This window comes from Streptomyces sp. NPDC025638, assembly GCF_055558775.1.
Map to the genome: position 1 here is coordinate 46,682 of NZ_JBVHLX010000026.1, position 16,770 is coordinate 63,451.

The following is a 16,770-nucleotide window of genomic DNA, read 5'->3' on the forward strand; positions in this document are numbered from 1 at the left end:
AGCCCGAGCCGAGAGAGGCACACACCCATGGCAGACACCCACCGCGCACTCATCCAGGCCTTCGTCGACATGATCAACAGTCATGATGTGAGCACGATGAGCGAGCACACCGCGCCCGGGCACATCGACCACAACCCGGTCGTCGCCGACGGCATAGAGGCCAACGCGGCCTTCTTCCAGCAGATCTTCGACGCGTTCCCGGACGTCCACGTCGTCGCCCACGACGTGATCGTCGACGGGGACCGGATCGCGGGCCGGTTCGAGTACTCCGGTACCCACCGTGGCACTTTCTTCGGCGTCGAGGGCACCGGCCGCACGCTGAGCTTCCAGTCCATCGACATCTGGCGCGTGGAGAACGGGCTGCTGGCCGAGCACTGGGACCAGCTGGACATGGCCGGCATGTTCCACCAGCTCGGCGTCGACTTCTACGCCATGCAGGGCGCCTGAGCAACACACGCGGAAACGCCGGCGGCCCGGCGCGGTGACGGGAGGTTCTCCGTCGCCGCGCCGGGCCGCTTTCCCTGTGGCCGCGCTCCGTCAGCGGCCGGCCGCCCGCTCGACCTCCTCTACGAGCCGGGCGTGGTCCAGGATCGCCTCCGCGTGCGGGGCGAAGTCCTCGCCGTGCAGTACGGCACGGGCGAAGACACCGGCGATGTTGGTGAAGTGGTGGTCCTTGTCCAGGGCCATTTCGCTCACCTCGCCGTCGCGTTCCACCTTGAGTACGGGGGTGAAGTCGTCCGGGGTGCTGAAGGCCCGCTCCAGCCGCAGCCGCCCCCGGCTGCCCCACAGCCCGTACCCGCTGATGTAGGCGTGCTCGACGCCGTAGGCCAGCTGCGCGGCGGCGCCGGACGGCGACACCAGCAGCGCGCTGCCCGCGGGGCTCGGCCCGTGGGCACTGGCCGGGCGTTCCTGGGCCCCGGCCACCCGGAGCCCGGGGCCCAGGAAGAGCTGGGCGGCGCGGATCGGATAGGCGGCCACCTCCGGCAGGGTGCTGGCCCGCCGTGGTGTGCCGCCGGGCTCCTGGGCCGGCCTGAGGGGGATGCCGAACTCCGAGGAGAACAGCTGGACTTCACCGATCAGCCCGTCCGCGACGAGCTCCCGTACCCGGGCGTGCTGGGAGTGGTGGAGGAACATGAAGCCCTCCATCAGCAGCAGTCCGCGCTCCCTGGCGAAGGCCACCGCCTTCTCGGCGTCGGCCAGGCTGGTGGCGAACGGCTTCTCGCACAGCACGTGCTTGCCGGCCGCCAGCGCCCGCAGGGTCCACTCCACGTGCATCTCGGGCGGCAGCGGTATGTACACCGCGTCCACGTCGTCGCGCTCCAGCAGCCGCTCGTAGCCCTCGACGGGCGTGCCGCCGAAGAGGTCGGTGAACTGCCGGGCCTTTTCCGAGGTGCGGCTGGCCACCGCGGTCACCTCGACCAGCGGCTGCCGTTCCAGCGAGGGGAGCATGCGCCGCCGGGCGATGTCCGCGCAGCCCAGCACGCCCAGGCGCAGGGGTCGTACGGCCGTGGCGCTCACCGGGCGAACACCCCGCCCAGCGACCAGACCGCGCGCAGCCCGGTCAGCAGCGTCCGGGCCTCGATGTTCAGGTAGTTGCTGTGCCGTACCAGCGCGCTGAGCTGCTCGGCCGTCACCCACACGAACTCCTCGGGTACGTCCACCGGGAACTCGTCCCCGACCTCCATGAGGACGTAGCGGTTGCCCGCGTGGTGGAAGCGTCCGCCCTCCTCGGACTGCACGGTGTCGTACAGCAGCTCGTCGGGGGTCGCGCGCAGGACGACGTCCAGGTAGCGCGGCCGCAGCTCGGGCGGCAGGGTCAGCGCCCGGCCCGGCTGGCACTGCACGGTCGGGCCGAGTTCGGCCACGTCCAGCACGCCCGCCTCGGACCTGGCCTGCGCCAGCAGGTGCGGCACCCCGCAGATACGGCGGATCAGGAAGGCGGACAGGCCCTGTTCGGCGGGGGCCAGCAGGGGCTGGGTCCAGCTCTTCACCTCGCGGTTGGCGGCTGCCACGGACGCGGCGATGACGGTGAAGTGGTGGCCCGTCTCGTGCTCGATGCCCTCGTCGGTGCGCCGCCAGCGCTCCACGCGGTTCAGCGGCAGGGTGCGCTGCACCAGCTCGCGCCGGGCCTTGACCTCGGTCAGCCGGCTCAGCACCTGCTCGGTCGGGTGCAGCGGGAGCCCGCTCTCGCCGAAGGCCGGGATCAGCGACAGCACCGTACGGGCGTCCATGTTGATGACGTTCGACTCGTGCAGCAGCTGGTGGATCTGGCCGAGGGTCAGCCAGACGAAGTCCTCGTGCTCGGGGACGTCCCCGACGGCCTCCACCACGATGTTGCGGTTGCGCTTGCGCAGGAACCAGGAGCCCTGCTCGGACTGGAGCGAGTCGTACAGCACCCGCGACTGCATCCGCGGCGGCTTGAAGTAGTCGATGTAGCGGACCGCGGCGCCCTTGTGCACCCCGGTGTAGTTGCTCCGGGTGGCCTGCACGGTGGGGGAGAGCTGCACCGTGTCGACGTTGCCGGGTTCCATCTTGGCCTGCATCAGACAGTGCAGGACGCCGTCGAACTCCTTGACGACGATGCCCAGGATGCCGATCTCGGGCTGGTTGATGATCGGCTGCTCCCACGACGCCTCGTGCCCGTTCCACTCGGTGCGCACGCTCAGGCCCTCGACCGAGAAGAACCGCCCGCTGTCGTGCACCAGGTTCCCGGTGGCGTCCTCGAAGTGCCAGCCCACGAGCTCGGAGAACGGGATGCGGCGCACGTCGTAGCGGTTGGTGCGGCGCTGGGCGGAGAACCATTCGTGGAACACCTCGTTGGGCGTCACCGCGCTGTCGAGGGCCTGCGCGGACAGCATGAACCGCTGCACATGACTCCTCGATACACCCGGAGGCGCGACTGCCTGGGTGGTGATGGTCATCAAGGGGCTCCTTCGGCTTGTCTCGCGCACCCTGGGGCGGGCGGCCGCACCACGACGATGGGGCGGCGCGATCGGCTGTGCCTGGAGAGCGCCTCGACCTGTCCCAGAGGGCCGCTCGATCCGCCGAGCGACGTCCGAGTGGCCTTCAAATGGCCTGCCAGCAGCGGTAGTTGGCGCTGCAATTGTCAATGACAGAAAATCTGTCAGCACTAGACAGCGGCTGTTCGCGTCCCTACGCTGAGGCGGTATGAGAATCCTCTTTGCCGGCGCCGGTAACTTCGGCCACGTCTATCCCCTCCTGCCGTTGGCGAAGGCCGCCCGGGCTGCGGGCCACGAGGTCTCCTTCGCCACGGGTGAGCAGTTGCACCCCGCCGTGGTGACGGCCGGCCTCGAGCCGGTGGCCGCGGGCCGGTCGGTGCCCGAGGCGTTCATGGAAGCAGTCAGCTCTCGAGCCGACCTCGCGGGAGCGGGCGAGCTCGGGGCCCAGGACGTGCCGCCGGAGGTGCTGGCGGACCTGCACGTGCAGGTGTTCGGCTCGGTGCTGCCGCGCTGGGTGGCGGCCGACCTGGCCACCGCCCTGGAGCGGCTGCGGCCCGACCTCGTCGTCTACGAGGCGCTGAACCCCGGTGCCGCCTTTGCCGCCGCGCTCGCGGGTGTGCCCGCCGTCGCGCACGGCGTGGGTGTGATGGCGCTGGGCCCGGAGGAGGAGCGCATCCAGCAGGAGCTGCTCGCCACCGCCGGCGACCTCGGCGTGGACGTGCCCTTCGGCCAGCTGCTGGCCCTGTCCCGCAGCTACATCGACATCGTCCCGCCGTCCATCCAGGACCCGGGCTTCCTGGCCGCGCCGCTGCCCCGCATCGAGCAGCGCACGGTCGCCTACTCCGAGCCGGGCGAACTGCCCGAGCGGATCCGGGAGTCGGGCAAGCCGTTCGTCTACCTCACCCTGGGCACCGCGCTCGGCTCGCCCGAGGTGCTGCGTACGGTCCTGCAGGGGCTGCTGCCGCTGGACGTGCCGGTGCTGGTCGCGGCCGGGCCCGTCGTGCCGGTCGAGGAGCTGGGCGAGCTGCCCGAGCGCGTGGTGGCCGTGCCGTGGGTGGCACAGCCGGAGGCGCTCAAGCACGCGTCGGTGGTCGTGCAGCACGGCGGCGCCGGCACCACGCTGGCGACGCTCGCGGCCGGACTGCCGCAGCTGGTCCTGCCGCAGGGCGCCGACGGCCCGGCCAACGGGAAGGCAGTCGCCGCCGCGGGCGCGGGCGAGGTCGTCCTCGCCGCGGACCAGTCGCCCGAGGCGGTCACCGAGGCCACCCGTCGCCTGCTCGCCGAGGAGGGCTACCGGGTGGCCGCCCGCAAGGTCGCCGCGGAGATCGCCGCGATGCCCGACCCGGCCGAGAACGTCGCCAAGCTCGTCGAACTGGCCGGCTGAAGCTGAATTGGTCGGCTGAAGCTGAACTGGCCGGCTGAACCCGCCGGGACCGGCCCGCACCGGTCCCGGCCACCGACCGGTCCCTCGGGCCACCGGGGACCAACGGCCCCGGTGCGCGCGCCGATTCCCCCGCGGCGTGCGCACCGGCGTCGCCCCGCTCCTGCCCCGACCGGGTCAGGGGTAGGGGCCGGGGTTGGGAGCTGCGAAAACCTCCTTGCGCTTACCCGATGGGTGACCACAATCGGGGCGTGCAGATCCTGTCGTTCCCCGAAGAAGCCACCCCCTTCGAGCTGCGTGCGCAGGTGCGGGAGATCCAGGAGCAGGCGTGGCCGTCACCGCCCGGCGCGGCGGCTCCGCCCGACGCACCGGCCCACGATCCCGCGCTGCGGCCGCTGTCGATGCTGCTCGTGGCCGACGGGACGGTGGTGGCCGCGCTGGACATCCTGTCCAAGGAGATCGTCCACGCGGGCGGGGCCTATGCAGCCGGGGGCCTGAGCACCGTGGTCACGCGGCACGAGACCCGTGGCCGCGGACACGGCCGCCGTCTGGTGGCGGCGGCCCGCGAGACGATGGTCGAGCGGAAGCTGGACCTGGGGCTGTTCACCTGCGACCGCCCGCTCCAGGCGTTCTACGAGAGCGCGGGCTGGGCGGTCCTCCCCGGAGCGGTACTGATCGGCGGCACGCCCGAGTCCCCGTTCCCCAGCGACCGTCCCGGCTTCGACAAGGTGACGATGGCCGCCTTCTTCTCACCCGAGGCCCGCCGGGCGGAGGCGCTGTTCCGCGACAGCCGTATCGAGCTGTATTCCGGGGAGATCGACAGGCTCTGGTGAGGTCCGCCGGGAGTTCGGACGTCCTGCGCTGCGTCCGGGCTGGCAGTACCGCGCCCGACCGGCGCGGTAGGGCGTGCGGCAGCGGTTACGTTTCCTTCCGCGCGTAAAGCCAGGTCAATGCGCGCGACCGGTCGCCAGCCCATACGCGCGCGGCGCCGGTCTGGCGTTCAGCGCAGGTCGAGCAGCATCACGTCATGGAGGTCCGCGCCCTCCCACGGTCGCGCCTCGCCGACCTTTCGGTACCCCCACGCCCGGTAGGCGGCCGACGCCGCCTTGCTGTCCGGGTGGACGTTGAGCAGCACCCGCTCTGCCTCGACGCCGACGAGCAGCGCCTCGTGTAGGCGGCGTGCGATCCCTTGTCCACGCCACGGCCCACGTACGGCAAGTTCCATGAGCCCGAAGGTGCGGTGTCCGTCCTCCCGCCGTATCTCGTCGGGCGCGGGCTCCGTCAGTTGGTCCCACCACTGTGTGGTGGGGCCGAGTAGATAGCCGTACGCCATTCCGACCGGCTCGCAGTCCTCGGTACGGGCCAAGGTGGCACGGAAGGAGGCTTTGCGTGTCTGGTAGCGGAAGCGCCTGAAGGTGGCCGTGACGTCGTCGGCGGTCTCGTTGTACGGCGGTTCCGCGAACGCTTCGGCGTAGACCAGCCTGAACGCGTCCTCGGCCTGCGCCGCAACCGATCCGTCCAAGCGCTCTACCGCGATGGTCTCTTGCTGTGTCATGCGACGCCCTTTCGGATGGTTTCGCGGATGCGCTCACCGCACTCGCGCGCCGCGGCGCTGTCGACCGTGGCCGCAGTCCGCTGAAACCCCCGGATCTTGCCGAGCAGCCGCGGAGAGGAGATCCCGTCGCACCCGTCGAGAACGGCGCTCATCTCCGCGCATGCTTCGTCGACTTCCCCTGCGTTGAGGAGTACGCCCGCGAGTTTCACGCGATACGAGGCGCTGTTGCGGGCGAGGTCACCGCCGATGCCGCGCACGGCGGCACGCAGAAACGGCACGGCGCGTTTGGGCTGCTCGGCCTGCACGTACATGTCCGCCGTGGCGTAGTCAACCTCGAACGGGCCGACGAACCGCGCCCAGTTGGGCACCTCGGCGTCCGTGTCGGCGCGCCCCTGGTGGCTGACTGCCCGGCTGAGGGCGCGGCGTGCCCCGGACAGGTCTCCGGTGTGGGTGGCCACGTTGGCATCTCGTAGCGCGATCACCAGGTGCACCGTATGTCCGGCGCCCGCGCGCGTGGCGAGCCGGTAGGCGTTCTCGACCGCGCTCGCGGCCTCCCACGCCCGGTCTGCCTTGATCGCGAGGAGTACGAGCGTCTCCAGTACGGACACCTGTAGCAACGGGCTGTCGACGAGCTGTGCTGCCGCGAGAGCTTCCATGCAGTCGGCGCGCCCCTGGTCGATACGACCGCCGTCGTACCCGTACCACGCCCGGTGGCCGTGCAACTCGGCGAGCATCGTCTGTAGCTCACGGCCGATGCGGCTGGTGTACGAGGCGGTCCCGAGGGCGCCCGTGACCTCGCCCTCGATGCGGTTCGCCTGCGTCATGGCCGGCACGCTGCCCGCCATGTGGTCCGTCTGGTAGAGGCCGTCGAGCCTCACGCGCAGTCGGGCGATGTCGGCCGCGCCGATCCTCGGGCCCGGCCGAGCAGGAAGAAGGGCCACCGCGGCGAGCACCCCGGCGTCGGCGACGAACGTCCTCCGCTTCACTTCTTCAGGGTCGCTGACCGGCGCCGAAACCGTCACACGACGTGCGGGGACGTCGAACCCCATCTCGGCAAGCGGTACGCCGAACAACGCCTCCAACACAATCTGCTGACTCGGGTGGGGGAGCGGCGGGGGCATCTCGCGCTCCCACCGGCGGAGTTGCCGCACGCTCACCGACGCGTCCACACCGAGGCGTGCGGCTTCCCGCCCGAACGCCGTCACAAAGGATTCCTGCGTGTACCCGGCGGCATGCCGTAACCGTGCCAGTCTGCTCACGCTCGTGTCGGTCATGCGTTTCCCTCGGTGACTGCCGACTGCCCTCTCACGGTAGTGACTTGGCTTCTGCAGCGAATGCGAAAACGTCCGCCCAAACGTCCGGTCGCCCGTTGCCCATCGTTCCGCCCGAGCCGGTGCACTGGTCCTACGCCACTTCAGCACCCGCTCTGAACTGCGGAGAGGACGTACCCCATGCCGCCCCCGGAGACGCCTTGCCCGCCTTCAGTCCCAAGGAGAGAGCAGCAGCGATGCAGCACAGCCCCACATGGACCCGCAACGTCAGCGAGCCGAAGCTACTCGTGGCCGGTGAGGACTGGGACGCCGTTCGCGTATCGGCCGACGTAGGGGCGCGCCGACTGCATGGAAGTTCTCGCGGCAGCACAGCTCGTCGACAGCCACGTGAGCATTGCCCTTCTGCATGGCGAGGCCTGCTTCCACTGCGGGGCCGTCAACAGGCGCCTGCGCCCCGCAGGGCACGTCGTGGTCCGAGGCCGCACACGCGTGTGGCAGATCCGGACGTGTGGCTGCGGCATCACCGCGGCGGCAGCGTGACCGCCATCGGAACCGCACGAGAAACCCCGGCGGCCGCGTGCACGGCCCTGGGAGCGGACAACGCTCGATCCGGAGAGGGAGCGTCGACATGAAGAGCGGTACCGCTCAGCCGCTGGGTTGCCCACCCGGCGCGAAGATGACCATTAGGGTCTACACGGTCACCCGTGAGGGCATCGTGACCGAGCCGCGCGTCCGTGTGAGCGTGCCGCACGACTACGTGCCGCCCCCCGAGGGACTGGGCACCCAGCTGCCGCCCTGCGACTGCCCGCAGCACACCAAGGCGGGTGCGGCGCGATGACCGCCATCAGCCCTCACACAGAGAAGGCGCCGCTGGACACGGTGGCGCTGCGCGGTACGGCGCACGACTTCATCCGCGCCGGGGATGTGCTTCTGCGCCACGAGGACCTGAAGCAGCAGAGCGCCGAGTTCAGCAGGAACCTGCGGCAGCTGATCGACCAGATCGGACGGCTTGCCGCTCCTCAGCCGCAAGAGGTGGTCGCGGTCGTGGCCATGGCCGGAGTCGCCGAGGCACAGCGCCGACTCGACCTGATCGAGCGTCCCGGGCTGCAGGGTGAACACAAGCGCGTGAAGAAGCTCGCCTGCTCAGTGCTTGCACTGTGCGACCACTACGAGATCCTGTCGGGGATCACGATGTGCCTGGTCTGCGACAAGCCGATCGTGGACGGCAATGAGACCGTCCCGTACGACCAGTTGAGCCCGTCCGGCGGCGCCACCAGATCCGGGCGCATTCATGCCGCGTGCGTCAACCGCGCGCGCCGCAGCCGCTGACGAGCAGCTCCTTGCCCCGGTGATGCGGGGCTCCATGGCGACCGCAGGGTCAGGGTCGCAGCACAAAGCCCCCGCAAAACGAGAAGAAGGAGAGGGCGCCAGTGACCACGATCGCCCAAGAGCTACCTACGCGCACCGCGACCGAGCTGTTGTGGCTGGACCTGACGCGGAAGTGCCAGCTCGAGTGCATCCAGTGCTACAACGAGTCGGGACCGACGGGCGGCCACGGCACGATGAGCCGCGAGGACTGGCTCTCCTTACTCGACCAGGCAGCAGCCTGTGGCGTGCGCGAGGTCCAGTTCATCGGTGGCGAGCCGACCATGCACCCCGACTTCCCGGCACTGGTCGACCACGCCCTGACCAGCGGCCTGAGCGTTGAGGTGTACAGCAACCTGGTGCACGTCTCGGCCGAGTGCTGGCAGCTGTTCGAGCGGCAGGGTCTGCGCCTCGCGACGTCGTACTACTCCGACAACCGTGCGGAGCACGACGCGATCACGGGGCGTCCCAGCCACGGCCGGACCCGGATGAACATCGCCGAAGCCGTACGCCGCGGCATCCCGCTACGCGTCGGGATCATCGCGGGCAGCGAATCGCAGCGCGTCAGTCAGGCGCGGCAGGATCTCGAATCGCTGGGGGTCACGCGGGTGCGCGTGGACCGCGCCCGGCCCTTCGGGCGCGGCGGCCAAGGCCTGGCGCCGGACATGGGCAACCTGTGCGGACGGTGCGGCACGAACCGGGCTGCGGTCAGTCCCACGGGCGATGTCTCCCCATGTGTCTTCTCGGGATGGCTGAGCGTGGGTAACGTCAAGGACGCTCCGCTGGCGTCGATCCTCACCGGTCCCGCCATGTCGCAGACCACCGCCTCCATCCGCAGCCGTCGCAACCCGGAAGGCCTCGCCGCCTGCACGCCCGACACCGACGACGAGTGCTCCCCGGGAACACCCGGCAGTGAGTGCACCCCGAGGAACTGAAGGACGAATTGCACCCCACCTTTCCCGCATCCGAGATTCAGGACCTGATCCATCAGCACACGGGGGAGCTGAGCAGTCTTCGGCGCACCGAGCGCGGGTTCAGCTCGGATCTCACAGCCCTGGTCGAAGGCGAGAAGGGTGGGTTCTTCGTCAAGGCCGTCCGCAATCGTCCCGGCGGCCGCCGGGACTCGCTCACCCGCGAACGGCTGATCAATCCGCACGTGAGCCCGATCGCTCCATCGCTGCGGTGGACAGCGGAAGACGACGACTGGGTCGTGCTCGGCTTCGAGAGGGTCGCAGGAAGGCTGTCCGACTTCAAGCCGGGCTCGCCGGACCTGCCTACGATCGCCGGTCTGCTGGACCGGATCGGAACCCTGGACCTTCCAGAGGTAGCCCGGGACTGGACAGAGACCCGGTGGGACCGGTTCGCGGCCGACGCGGCCGAAGCCGAGCTGTTCCGCGGCGACTCGCTGCTGCACACCGACGTCAACCCGAGCAACCTGATCGTCGGAGAGCAGCGGCTTTGGGCCGTCGACTGGGCGTGGCCTACGCGAGGTGCGGGATTCATCGATCCGTGCCTGTTCGTCATGCAGCTGGTTGCAGCCGGGCACAGTGTCCGGGCCGCCGAGTCGTGGGCGTCCAACTGCACGGCATGGGTGAAAGCGGACCCGAGGGCGATCGATGCGTTCGCGGCCGCCACCTTGCGCATGTACCGGCTGCTCGCCGAGCGGAAGCCTGGCACGCCGTGGCTGGAGGCGATGGTGGAAGCCGCCGAAGCGTGGGCCAATTGCCGGGGCGTGCTGGTGCAGTGACAGCTCCTGTCTGAGCCGGCCCCGCTCGTCTGCCCCCCCGGTGGTGCGACGAGGGAAGCGGACAGACGGGGCCGCTTGGGGGACCGACAGGTCGTGTACTCCAGGTCGGTCATGGCCTCCTCCCACAGCAGTCCAGCTATGTGAATGTCGGCCCCTCCAGCACACGCGACCGCGTGTGCTTGCCGAAGGGCAGGGGGTGGCCCGCCTTGGTCGTCGGGGCCGGCACCGTCACCAGGGTGGGAGTGTCCGGATCTCCGTCGAGAAGCAGGCCGGGAATCTTCCAGCCCAGGCCGCGCAGCTCGGCGACAGTCTGGGCAGAGTCGCCGAGCTTCAGCGACCGCAGGTCCCTGCTGTGATGTTGCTGGTGCCGCCGCCTGCGGCCCGGATAGCGATGACCCCGGCGAGCAGCTGGGCGTCGAGGGAGGACAGCGGCAGCACGGCCACGTAGGAGAGGAGAGGACGGGCTGCGCGGCCCTGCTGCGTGGTCAGCAGGAACGGCGGCGCAGGCGCGGCGGGAGCAGGCTTCGGCATGGATCGATAGCGTCTGTTTGCTGCCGGAGTCCCTTTCCTGCTCAGGAGCCGGTTTCCGGTCCGCTGATGTCCGGCCGCCCGGCCTGCCCGTGAGCCTTGGTCCGGCTGGGACGTGAGCATTGTGCGGTTGCTCTTCGTCGGCTGTGATCGTTGGCGGAATTCGCCGGATCACCGCCCCGGGTACGGGTACGTACCCGTACCCTTGGGAGGGTGGAGAGGAGCGCGATGATGTCCGATGCCAACGTCCGTATCCCCGAGGAGGCCCGGGACCGGCTGGCCGCCATAGCGGCAGCCGAGGGCATGTCGCTGCGTGCCTACCTGGCCCGGCTCGCTGAAACCCTGCTCACCCCCGCTGAACGGGCCGAGCGGGCCGAGCAGGCGCGCGCGGCGTTGAAGGAGTGGACCGGCTACGCACCCAGTCCGGCTGAGGAGCGGGACCTCGACAGCGAACTGGACCGTCGGCTGGCCCAGGCAGCTGCCCGGTGAGCGACGCGATGCACATCGTCCTGGACGACACCGCGATGGCCGCAGCCGGTCAGGGCAATGTCCTTGCCTCCCGGTTGATCCACCGCGCCCACGCGGAGAGCGGCTGGTATCTCTACGCCCCGGCCTGCGCGCTCGTCGAAGCCGATCGTGCCCGGCCCGGTACTGCAGAGCACCTTGCCGCTCTGCCGGCCATCACCGTCCTGGACCTGGACCTGCCTGCCGTCCTGGCGGTGGCCCGGCAGAACATCTGGGCCGCGGCGCACTGCCAGTACGTCGCTCAGCCCACCCCGGACCGTCCTGACGGGGCGATCATCGCCACGACCGCCCCCGACCGTTGGATCGGCGAGCCGGTCCGCGTGCTGGATCTCAATGCGTGAAGGCCCTGACGGCCGTCCCGCCCCCGTGACTCCCTCGCCAAGGCCAGCGGTGCGCCGGGCAGCGGTTGCGTACGGCATCGGCAGCGGGCAGCGGGCAGCGGGCAGCGGGCAGCGGGGCGTGGGTGGGCGGGGCGAGCGGTTCCCACACGGAGTTGTCGGTGCAGTCGAATGTGATCAAGGGATCACCTCAAGACGGCATTCCATGGCGCCGCCGCGGGCAAGGATGACGCGTTTCCCGACGCCCCCAAGAAGGGAATCGCGCCATGAGCGCACCCGCGACCTCGTCCACCCCCACCGCCCCCGGAAGCCTTCCCCTGATCGGGCACGGTCTGCGGCTCGCCCGTGAACCCTTGCCGTTCATCACCTCTCTGCGTGCACACGGCAGCGTGGTGAGGATCCGTATCGGGCCCACGCCTGCCTACGTTGTGACCGACCCTCGGCTGACCCGCCGGGTGCTGGTCACCGATGCCTCGCACTTCGCCAAGGGCGGCAAGATCTTCGATGCGCTGAGGGTCTTCATCGGCGACGGGCTGGCGACGATCGCGGACGGCGACGCCCATCTGCGCAATCGGCGGTTGATGCAGCCGATGTTCAACAAGGCGCACATCGCCGGCCGCGGCGACGCCATGATCGACCACGTCCGGAAGACGGTCAGTGCCTGGCCTGTGGGGCAGCTGCGCGACGTCTACCAGGACATGAACGACCTCACCCTGGGCGCGTTCCTCGTTTCCCTGTTCGGCGCGGACCTGCCCGAGGGCCTGGAGCGCAGGTTCACCATGCTCATCCCGGAAATCCTGAAGGGCGCGATCCGACAGATGATCCTGCCGCCCTGGGTCACTCGGCTGCCGCTTCCCGCCAACCGGGCCCACACGGACCGGGTCGCGCAGTTGCGCGCCCTCATCGACCAGGCAGTCGAGCACAGAGTCGGCCGGATATCCGGCGCGTCCGGCTCCGGCGCCGCGGCGGCCCCGCCGGCCGCCGGATGCCCGCACGCAGCGGGCCCGGCACAGGCGGGCCTGTTCGACACCCTGTTGACCGCCGAGGACCCGCTGACCCGCCAGCAGTTGCAGGACGAGGCCATCACCTTGCTGACCGGTGCCATCGAGACCACCGGCACCACGCTGGCCTGGACCCTGTACGAGCTTTCCCGCCACCCGGACATGGCGCAGCGGCTGCGCGCGGAGCTCGCGTCGGCATGCGGAGACCGCCCGCTGCGCTACGACGACCTCGACCGGCTCCCCTACGCACGCCGGGTGCTGCAGGAAACCCTCCGCAAATACGGGCCCGCTTGGCTGGTGACCCGGACCGCCACCCGCGATGTCGACCTGGGCGGTCATCTGATCCCCGAGGGCGCCGATGTCGTCTGGAGCCCCTACCTTCACCAGCACGACCCCGAGGTGTTCCCCGACCCCGACTCCTTCGACCCGGACCGCTGGACGCCCGAAACCCTCTCCGCCACCCGCGGATCGTTTCTCGCCTTCGGCGACGGACGCCGCAAGTGCATCGGCGAGAACTTCGCCTGGAGCGAACTGCAGATCATCCTCGCGATCATCCTCCAGACCCGGCCCCATTTCACCGTGACCTCAAGGCCGCCGCGCCCGCAGGCAGTCGTCACGGTCAAGCCGGACCGCCTCACCATGGCGTTCTCCCAGGAGGCGGAGGTGATGAAGCAGCCCGGCAAAGAGGTGCCGCGACCCGCGGTCCTGCCCTCTTCCCACACCGCATGCAAGGCCATGCCCAGCGGCTGACCTTGTGCCGGGCCCGGCCACGAGGCGACCGCCCGGGGCCGGGCCCGGGGTACTGCTGCGTACGAGGCGGAAGCGGCCCGCCGTACGACCGGAGACCGGCGGCGGCGCAGGCCAGGCCTGGCCAGGCCAGGACCGGGCGCACAGGTGCCCGGGCCGCATGCGCGGGACCCGGCTGCGCCCGTTACCCCACCGCCGCCGCCCGCGCCCCCCTCACCGCCGTCCGCGGCAGGAGGTCGTCGACCGGGGTCCAGGGGTGGGAGTGGGACAGGGCGCGGAGGGTGGTGCGGAGTTCGGCCGCGAGGCGGACGGCGTCGGAGCGGTGCAGTGCCGAGGTGGCGAAGTCCAGGGCCAGCAGCGGGCGTTCGCGCCAGCGCAGCACCGTCAGGGCCGCGTCGGCGGTGGCGCCGCCCAGGTGGCCGTGGTGGAAGCGGGCGGTCAGACCGCCGGCCCGCACGCTCGTGGGCAGCAGCTCGTCGTGGGCCGCGAAGGTCACCCGGGTCGGCGCCGACGGCCGGGACGGGGCCTCGGGCAGCCCGAGTTCGCGCGTCAGCCAGACGGCGTCGACCTCGGCGTAGGCGAGCGCCTCGCTGAAGGCGCAGGCCAGGCCCCGCAGGAAGTAGTCGGTCGTGGGCTCCACCTCGCAGCGCACCGGCAGGGTCGCCGTGCAGGGCGCCACGGTGCGCAGCAGCGCGGCCGTGGGCCGCAGCGGCATCTCCGTGCCGACCAGCAGCCGGTCGACCCCGGCCCGCCGGCCCAGGGTCAGCACCCAGGCGGCCAGTACGACGGTGCTGTGCGGCACACCGGCCCGCCGGGCGGTCGCGTCCACCGCGTCACGCAGGTCCTCGTCGATCCCGAACGACAGCCGCTCACCACGGAAGTCGAAGTCCTCCGGCCGTCCGACGGTTGTCGGTGCCGCCTGGGCCGGTACGTCGCGCAGTTGTCCGGCGCGTTCGGCCGTCAGGGCTCGCAGCGCGCCCGAGCGGCGCAGTGACTCCGCGCGCCGGGCCACCGGGTCCGGGCCGGGCGCGACCGTACGGGCGGGTGGGCGGCCGGCAGAAGTGCGGCCGTAGTCGTCGAGCAGTTCCTGCCAGACCAGCGCCGCGGACCAGGCGTCGGCCACGGCCTCGTGGTGGAGGAAGGACAGCAGGCGGCGGCCGGACCCGAGCGGGGTCAGCACGAATGCCAGTGGGGGGTGGCCCGGACGGCCCGCCAGGTTCTGTACGTCCGCTGCGAGGCGCGTGTGTACGGCGGCCACCGCGTCCTGCCCCGGGCGGGGCAGCACCCGCTCCAGCGTGACCAGCGGTATCGGGCAGTCGGCGAGCACCCGGCGCACCGGACCCGTGGCGGACGGCGTGAACACGGTCCGCAGTCCCTCGTGCCGGGCGCCGAGCGCGTCCAGCGCCGTACGCAGCGCGGCCGGTTTGAACGGTCCGGAAAGCTCCGCGCTCAGCACGCGGTACGCCGCCCGGGCCGGCCGGCCCGGCGTGAGTGCCGTGCGCTGCTGCGGCAGCACCGGACCCTGCCACGGTCCCGGTCGCCGCTCGGGGGGGACGGCCGCTGCCGGCACCGCCAGGGCCAGCACCTCGGCGAGCGGGGCGGGGCCCAGCAGGAGCGCCAGGTCCAGGGAGAAGCGCAGATGTTCTTCGGCGCGCGCCTGCAGTCGCATCGCCTGCTCCAGGGTGCCGCCCAGCGTGATGAAGGGGGAGCCGGCGGCTTCGGCCGGCAGCGTGCGCGGGTTGTGACCCATCACGTCGGCGGCCAGGTCGAGCAGTGCCTCCAGGGAAGTCCGCATCGGCATCGGATGGCCCTCTCTGTTGGCCCTCTCTGTGGCGGTCTTGCCGCGATCGTGCCGACCGCACCTCGAAGGCCGCTTGAGCATCCGTGCAGAAAGCCCGCCGAACGCACGGAACTTGCCAAAAGCAGGGACCCTATCATCGCTAGCTAGATTTTCGCCGAAATGCTAACGTGGGGTCATGACCCCCCGAGAGCGCCGCCTTCGCGAGCAGGCCCAACGGCACCGGCTCATCCTTGCCACGGCTCGCGAGATGGCCGAGGCGGAGGGCTGGGACAACGTCACCACACGGCGCCTCGCGGACCGTATCGAATACAGCCAGCCCGTGCTCTACCAGCACTTCAAGAACAAGGACGCCATCATCCACGCGGTGGCGCAGGAAGGGCTCGCCGAACTCGCCGCGGCACTGCGCGCCGCCCGCCTCGGCGTGGCCGACCCTCACGGGGCGCTGCGTGCGGTCGCCCGCGCCTACGCCGACTTCGCCGCCCGGGGGCCGGTCCTCTACCAGGCCATGCTGGTGCTCGAGGCGGGCGCCGCACCCCCGGGCGGCGAACCGACCCCGCAGCCGCTGCTGGAGGTCCTGGGCGAGATCGAGGAGGCGGTGCGGCCCCTCGCCGGCGACCGCGACCCCCGCGTCCTGGCGGAGGTCGTCTGGAGTGCCTGGCACGGTCTGGCCACGCTCACCCACGGCGGCCGGCTCGGCCCGGAGGCCACGCCCGAGCGGCTGGCCGTCCTGGCCGAGGTGCTGACCGGGGCCGCCGCACAGCTCGCCTGAACTCGGCGGGCGGGCAGGCCCGTTGGGCAGGCTCGCTCGGTAGGCCCGTTGGGCAGGTTCGTTCGGTAGGCCCGTTGGGCAGGTTCGTTCGGTAGGTCCGTTCGGCTCAGACCGAGGTCTTGGCCGGCTCGGGCTCCCCGGACGGCGGCTTGGCCACCGACTCGTTCAGCCGCTTGCCCAGCAGCACGAACAGAAGGATCAGCCCGACGGTGAGCAGGATGTGTCCCAGCCCCGCGATCAGCGGTACGGCCTCGGGGACATGGTCGCCGAGCACGGTCAGGCAGCCGTGGACGCCCATCATGGCCGTGGAGATGGCGATGCCCACGTTGTAGAACCAGAAGAACGAGTTGAACAACCGCGTCCCGGACAGCTGGAACTGCTTGTCCAGGGCCAGCACGATCAGGAAGCCCAGCATGCCCAGAGCCAGCAGATGGGTGTGCATCAGGGCCAGCTGGGTGTCCCCGGTGAAGTCGTTGGCCTTCGTGAATTCCCGGTAGAACAGCCCGGAAATCACTCCCACGATCATGTAGACGTGTGCTGCGTAGTACGACTTCCGCATCGCGGCGCTCGCTCCTTGGGTCGTAAAGGCGTGCCGACTGCCGTCATTCAAGCACCCGGTGACTGCCCATCGGCCGGCCACCCGAATCAACTCCAGCACCCGTCATCCGATTCTCGATCGGTCCTGTAGCGGTCCCGTGGACCGGCGAACCCGTTCGGCAGGCCACACGCGAGACGCGATCGGGGCCGGATCGGAACCCACTTGAGCGGATGGGACGTACCTC

18 protein-coding genes are annotated in these 16,770 nt (G+C 70.8%); 11 read left to right on the forward strand and 7 right to left on the reverse strand.

Translation table 11 applies throughout. The features are described 5' to 3' along the window. Nucleotides 1-27: 27 nt before the first annotated feature. The gene (locus ACZ4EG_RS41865; protein ID WP_390733115.1) at nucleotides 28-447 is read left to right on the forward strand and encodes an ester cyclase; all 420 of its coding nucleotides are present in this window, start codon (nucleotides 28-30) and stop codon (nucleotides 445-447) included. A gap of 90 nt (nucleotides 448-537) precedes the next feature. Here the strand turns inward: ACZ4EG_RS41865 and ACZ4EG_RS41870 are convergent, their stop codons facing one another. Further along, nucleotides 538-1,518 (reverse strand): Gfo/Idh/MocA family protein, encoded by a 981-nt coding sequence (locus ACZ4EG_RS41870; RefSeq protein ID WP_453560359.1) that lies wholly within the window; start codon nucleotides 1,516-1,518, stop codon nucleotides 538-540. Further along, the gene (locus ACZ4EG_RS41875; protein WP_390713078.1) at nucleotides 1,515-2,921 is read right to left on the reverse strand and encodes an NDP-hexose 2,3-dehydratase family protein; all 1,407 of its coding nucleotides are present in this window, start codon (nucleotides 2,919-2,921) and stop codon (nucleotides 1,515-1,517) included. The genes ACZ4EG_RS41870 and ACZ4EG_RS41875 overlap by 4 nt, the downstream gene beginning before the upstream one ends. Nucleotides 2,922-3,168: 247 nt before the next feature. Between ACZ4EG_RS41875 and ACZ4EG_RS41880 the strand changes: the two genes are divergently transcribed. Both ACZ4EG_RS41880 and ACZ4EG_RS41885 read left to right on the forward strand, forming a co-directional pair. After that, nucleotides 3,169-4,344, forward strand: coding sequence for a glycosyltransferase (locus tag ACZ4EG_RS41880; RefSeq protein ID WP_467794358.1), 1,176 nt, complete (start codon nucleotides 3,169-3,171; stop codon nucleotides 4,342-4,344). A 227-nt stretch (nucleotides 4,345-4,571) separates the two neighbouring features. Next, nucleotides 4,572-5,174 (forward strand): GNAT family N-acetyltransferase, encoded by a 603-nt coding sequence (locus ACZ4EG_RS41885; RefSeq protein ID WP_467794359.1) that lies wholly within the window; start codon nucleotides 4,572-4,574, stop codon nucleotides 5,172-5,174. A 167-nt stretch (nucleotides 5,175-5,341) separates the two neighbouring features. Here ACZ4EG_RS41885 and ACZ4EG_RS41890 read toward each other — a convergent pair whose 3' ends face one another. Then, nucleotides 5,342-5,896, reverse strand: coding sequence for a GNAT family N-acetyltransferase (locus ACZ4EG_RS41890; protein ID WP_467794360.1), 555 nt, complete (start codon nucleotides 5,894-5,896; stop codon nucleotides 5,342-5,344). Next, on the reverse strand, nucleotides 5,893-7,170 hold the full coding sequence (locus tag ACZ4EG_RS41895) for a helix-turn-helix domain-containing protein (protein ID WP_467794361.1): 1,278 nt from the start codon (nucleotides 7,168-7,170) through the stop codon (nucleotides 5,893-5,895). The genes ACZ4EG_RS41890 and ACZ4EG_RS41895 overlap by 4 nt, the downstream gene beginning before the upstream one ends. 673 nt (nucleotides 7,171-7,843) lie before the next feature. On the opposite strand from ACZ4EG_RS41895, the gene ACZ4EG_RS41900 reads away from it, so the two are divergent. The 4 genes from ACZ4EG_RS41900 (at nucleotide 7,844) to ACZ4EG_RS41915 (ending at nucleotide 10,279) form a co-directional block, all read left to right on the forward strand. Then, on the forward strand, nucleotides 7,844-8,005 hold the full coding sequence (locus ACZ4EG_RS41900; RefSeq protein ID WP_467794362.1) for a hypothetical protein: 162 nt from the start codon (nucleotides 7,844-7,846) through the stop codon (nucleotides 8,003-8,005). Continuing rightward, the gene (locus ACZ4EG_RS41905) at nucleotides 8,002-8,496 is read left to right on the forward strand and encodes a DUF6415 family natural product biosynthesis protein (RefSeq protein WP_467794363.1); all 495 of its coding nucleotides are present in this window, start codon (nucleotides 8,002-8,004) and stop codon (nucleotides 8,494-8,496) included. Before ACZ4EG_RS41900 ends, ACZ4EG_RS41905 begins: the two co-directional genes overlap by 4 nt. Nucleotides 8,497-8,597: 101 nt before the next feature. Continuing rightward, nucleotides 8,598-9,467: a radical SAM/SPASM domain-containing protein gene (locus tag ACZ4EG_RS41910; RefSeq protein ID WP_467794364.1), complete on the forward strand. Its 870-nt coding sequence runs from the start codon at nucleotides 8,598-8,600 to the stop codon at nucleotides 9,465-9,467. Continuing rightward, a complete protein-coding gene (locus ACZ4EG_RS41915) occupies nucleotides 9,449-10,279 on the forward strand; it encodes a hypothetical protein (protein WP_467794365.1) in 831 nt (276 codons plus the stop codon). Before ACZ4EG_RS41910 ends, ACZ4EG_RS41915 begins: the two co-directional genes overlap by 19 nt. Before the next feature lie 330 nt (nucleotides 10,280-10,609). On the opposite strand, the gene ACZ4EG_RS41920 is transcribed toward ACZ4EG_RS41915, so the two are convergent. Beyond that, nucleotides 10,610-10,810 (reverse strand): hypothetical protein, encoded by a 201-nt coding sequence (locus ACZ4EG_RS41920; RefSeq protein WP_467794366.1) that lies wholly within the window; start codon nucleotides 10,808-10,810, stop codon nucleotides 10,610-10,612. Between the two features lie 228 nt (nucleotides 10,811-11,038). Between ACZ4EG_RS41920 and ACZ4EG_RS41925 the strand changes: the two genes are divergently transcribed. From ACZ4EG_RS41925 to ACZ4EG_RS41935, 3 genes are all read left to right on the forward strand, one after another. After that, complete coding sequence (locus ACZ4EG_RS41925) at nucleotides 11,039-11,296, forward strand: hypothetical protein (protein ID WP_453560415.1); 258 nt, start codon at nucleotides 11,039-11,041, stop codon at nucleotides 11,294-11,296. Between the two features lie 8 nt (nucleotides 11,297-11,304). Continuing rightward, nucleotides 11,305-11,673, forward strand: coding sequence for a PIN domain-containing protein (locus tag ACZ4EG_RS41930; RefSeq protein ID WP_453560418.1), 369 nt, complete (start codon nucleotides 11,305-11,307; stop codon nucleotides 11,671-11,673). A gap of 263 nt (nucleotides 11,674-11,936) precedes the next feature. After that, nucleotides 11,937-13,421: a cytochrome P450 gene (locus tag ACZ4EG_RS41935; protein ID WP_467794367.1), complete on the forward strand. Its 1,485-nt coding sequence runs from the start codon at nucleotides 11,937-11,939 to the stop codon at nucleotides 13,419-13,421. 181 nt (nucleotides 13,422-13,602) lie between these two features. Here ACZ4EG_RS41935 and ACZ4EG_RS41940 read toward each other — a convergent pair whose 3' ends face one another. Continuing rightward, complete coding sequence (locus ACZ4EG_RS41940; RefSeq protein ID WP_467794368.1) at nucleotides 13,603-15,219, reverse strand: condensation domain-containing protein; 1,617 nt, start codon at nucleotides 15,217-15,219, stop codon at nucleotides 13,603-13,605. A 175-nt stretch (nucleotides 15,220-15,394) separates the two neighbouring features. Here ACZ4EG_RS41940 and ACZ4EG_RS41945 point away from each other — a divergent pair, with 175 nt between their 5' ends. Continuing rightward, complete coding sequence (locus tag ACZ4EG_RS41945; RefSeq protein ID WP_467794369.1) at nucleotides 15,395-15,988, forward strand: TetR/AcrR family transcriptional regulator; 594 nt, start codon at nucleotides 15,395-15,397, stop codon at nucleotides 15,986-15,988. Between the two features lie 106 nt (nucleotides 15,989-16,094). On the opposite strand, the gene ACZ4EG_RS41950 is transcribed toward ACZ4EG_RS41945, so the two are convergent. Further along, nucleotides 16,095-16,547, reverse strand: a complete 453-nt coding sequence (locus ACZ4EG_RS41950; RefSeq protein WP_390713086.1) for a DUF2871 domain-containing protein — start codon at nucleotides 16,545-16,547, stop codon at nucleotides 16,095-16,097. Between the last annotated feature and the right edge of the window lie 223 nt (nucleotides 16,548-16,770).

What these genes read in the sequence shown, in the direction of transcription:
- ACZ4EG_RS41880 (WP_467794358.1), top strand. Translation starts at nt 3,169, where the DNA reads ATGAGAATCCTCTTTGCCGGCGCCGGTAACTTCGGCCACGTCTATCCC.
- ACZ4EG_RS41875 (WP_390713078.1), bottom strand. Translation starts at nt 2,921, where the DNA reads ATGACCATCACCACCCAGGCAGTCGCGCCTCCGGGTGTATCGAGGAGT.
- ACZ4EG_RS41890 (WP_467794360.1), bottom strand. Translation starts at nt 5,896, where the DNA reads ATGACACAGCAAGAGACCATCGCGGTAGAGCGCTTGGACGGATCGGTT.
- ACZ4EG_RS41865 (WP_390733115.1), top strand. Translation starts at nt 28, where the DNA reads ATGGCAGACACCCACCGCGCACTCATCCAGGCCTTCGTCGACATGATC.
- ACZ4EG_RS41950 (WP_390713086.1), bottom strand. Translation starts at nt 16,547, where the DNA reads ATGCGGAAGTCGTACTACGCAGCACACGTCTACATGATCGTGGGAGTG.
- ACZ4EG_RS41885 (WP_467794359.1), top strand. Translation starts at nt 4,572, where the DNA reads ATGGGTGACCACAATCGGGGCGTGCAGATCCTGTCGTTCCCCGAAGAA.
- ACZ4EG_RS41900 (WP_467794362.1), top strand. Translation starts at nt 7,844, where the DNA reads ATGACCATTAGGGTCTACACGGTCACCCGTGAGGGCATCGTGACCGAG.
- ACZ4EG_RS41925 (WP_453560415.1), top strand. Translation starts at nt 11,039, where the DNA reads ATGTCCGATGCCAACGTCCGTATCCCCGAGGAGGCCCGGGACCGGCTG.
- ACZ4EG_RS41905 (WP_467794363.1), top strand. Translation starts at nt 8,002, where the DNA reads ATGACCGCCATCAGCCCTCACACAGAGAAGGCGCCGCTGGACACGGTG.
- ACZ4EG_RS41945 (WP_467794369.1), top strand. Translation starts at nt 15,395, where the DNA reads ATGACCCCCCGAGAGCGCCGCCTTCGCGAGCAGGCCCAACGGCACCGG.
- ACZ4EG_RS41895 (WP_467794361.1), bottom strand. Translation starts at nt 7,170, where the DNA reads ATGACCGACACGAGCGTGAGCAGACTGGCACGGTTACGGCATGCCGCC.
- ACZ4EG_RS41935 (WP_467794367.1), top strand. Translation starts at nt 11,937, where the DNA reads ATGAGCGCACCCGCGACCTCGTCCACCCCCACCGCCCCCGGAAGCCTT.
- ACZ4EG_RS41920 (WP_467794366.1), bottom strand. Translation starts at nt 10,810, where the DNA reads ATGCCGAAGCCTGCTCCCGCCGCGCCTGCGCCGCCGTTCCTGCTGACC.
- ACZ4EG_RS41940 (WP_467794368.1), bottom strand. Translation starts at nt 15,219, where the DNA reads ATGCCGATGCGGACTTCCCTGGAGGCACTGCTCGACCTGGCCGCCGAC.
- ACZ4EG_RS41930 (WP_453560418.1), top strand. Translation starts at nt 11,305, where the DNA reads ATGCACATCGTCCTGGACGACACCGCGATGGCCGCAGCCGGTCAGGGC.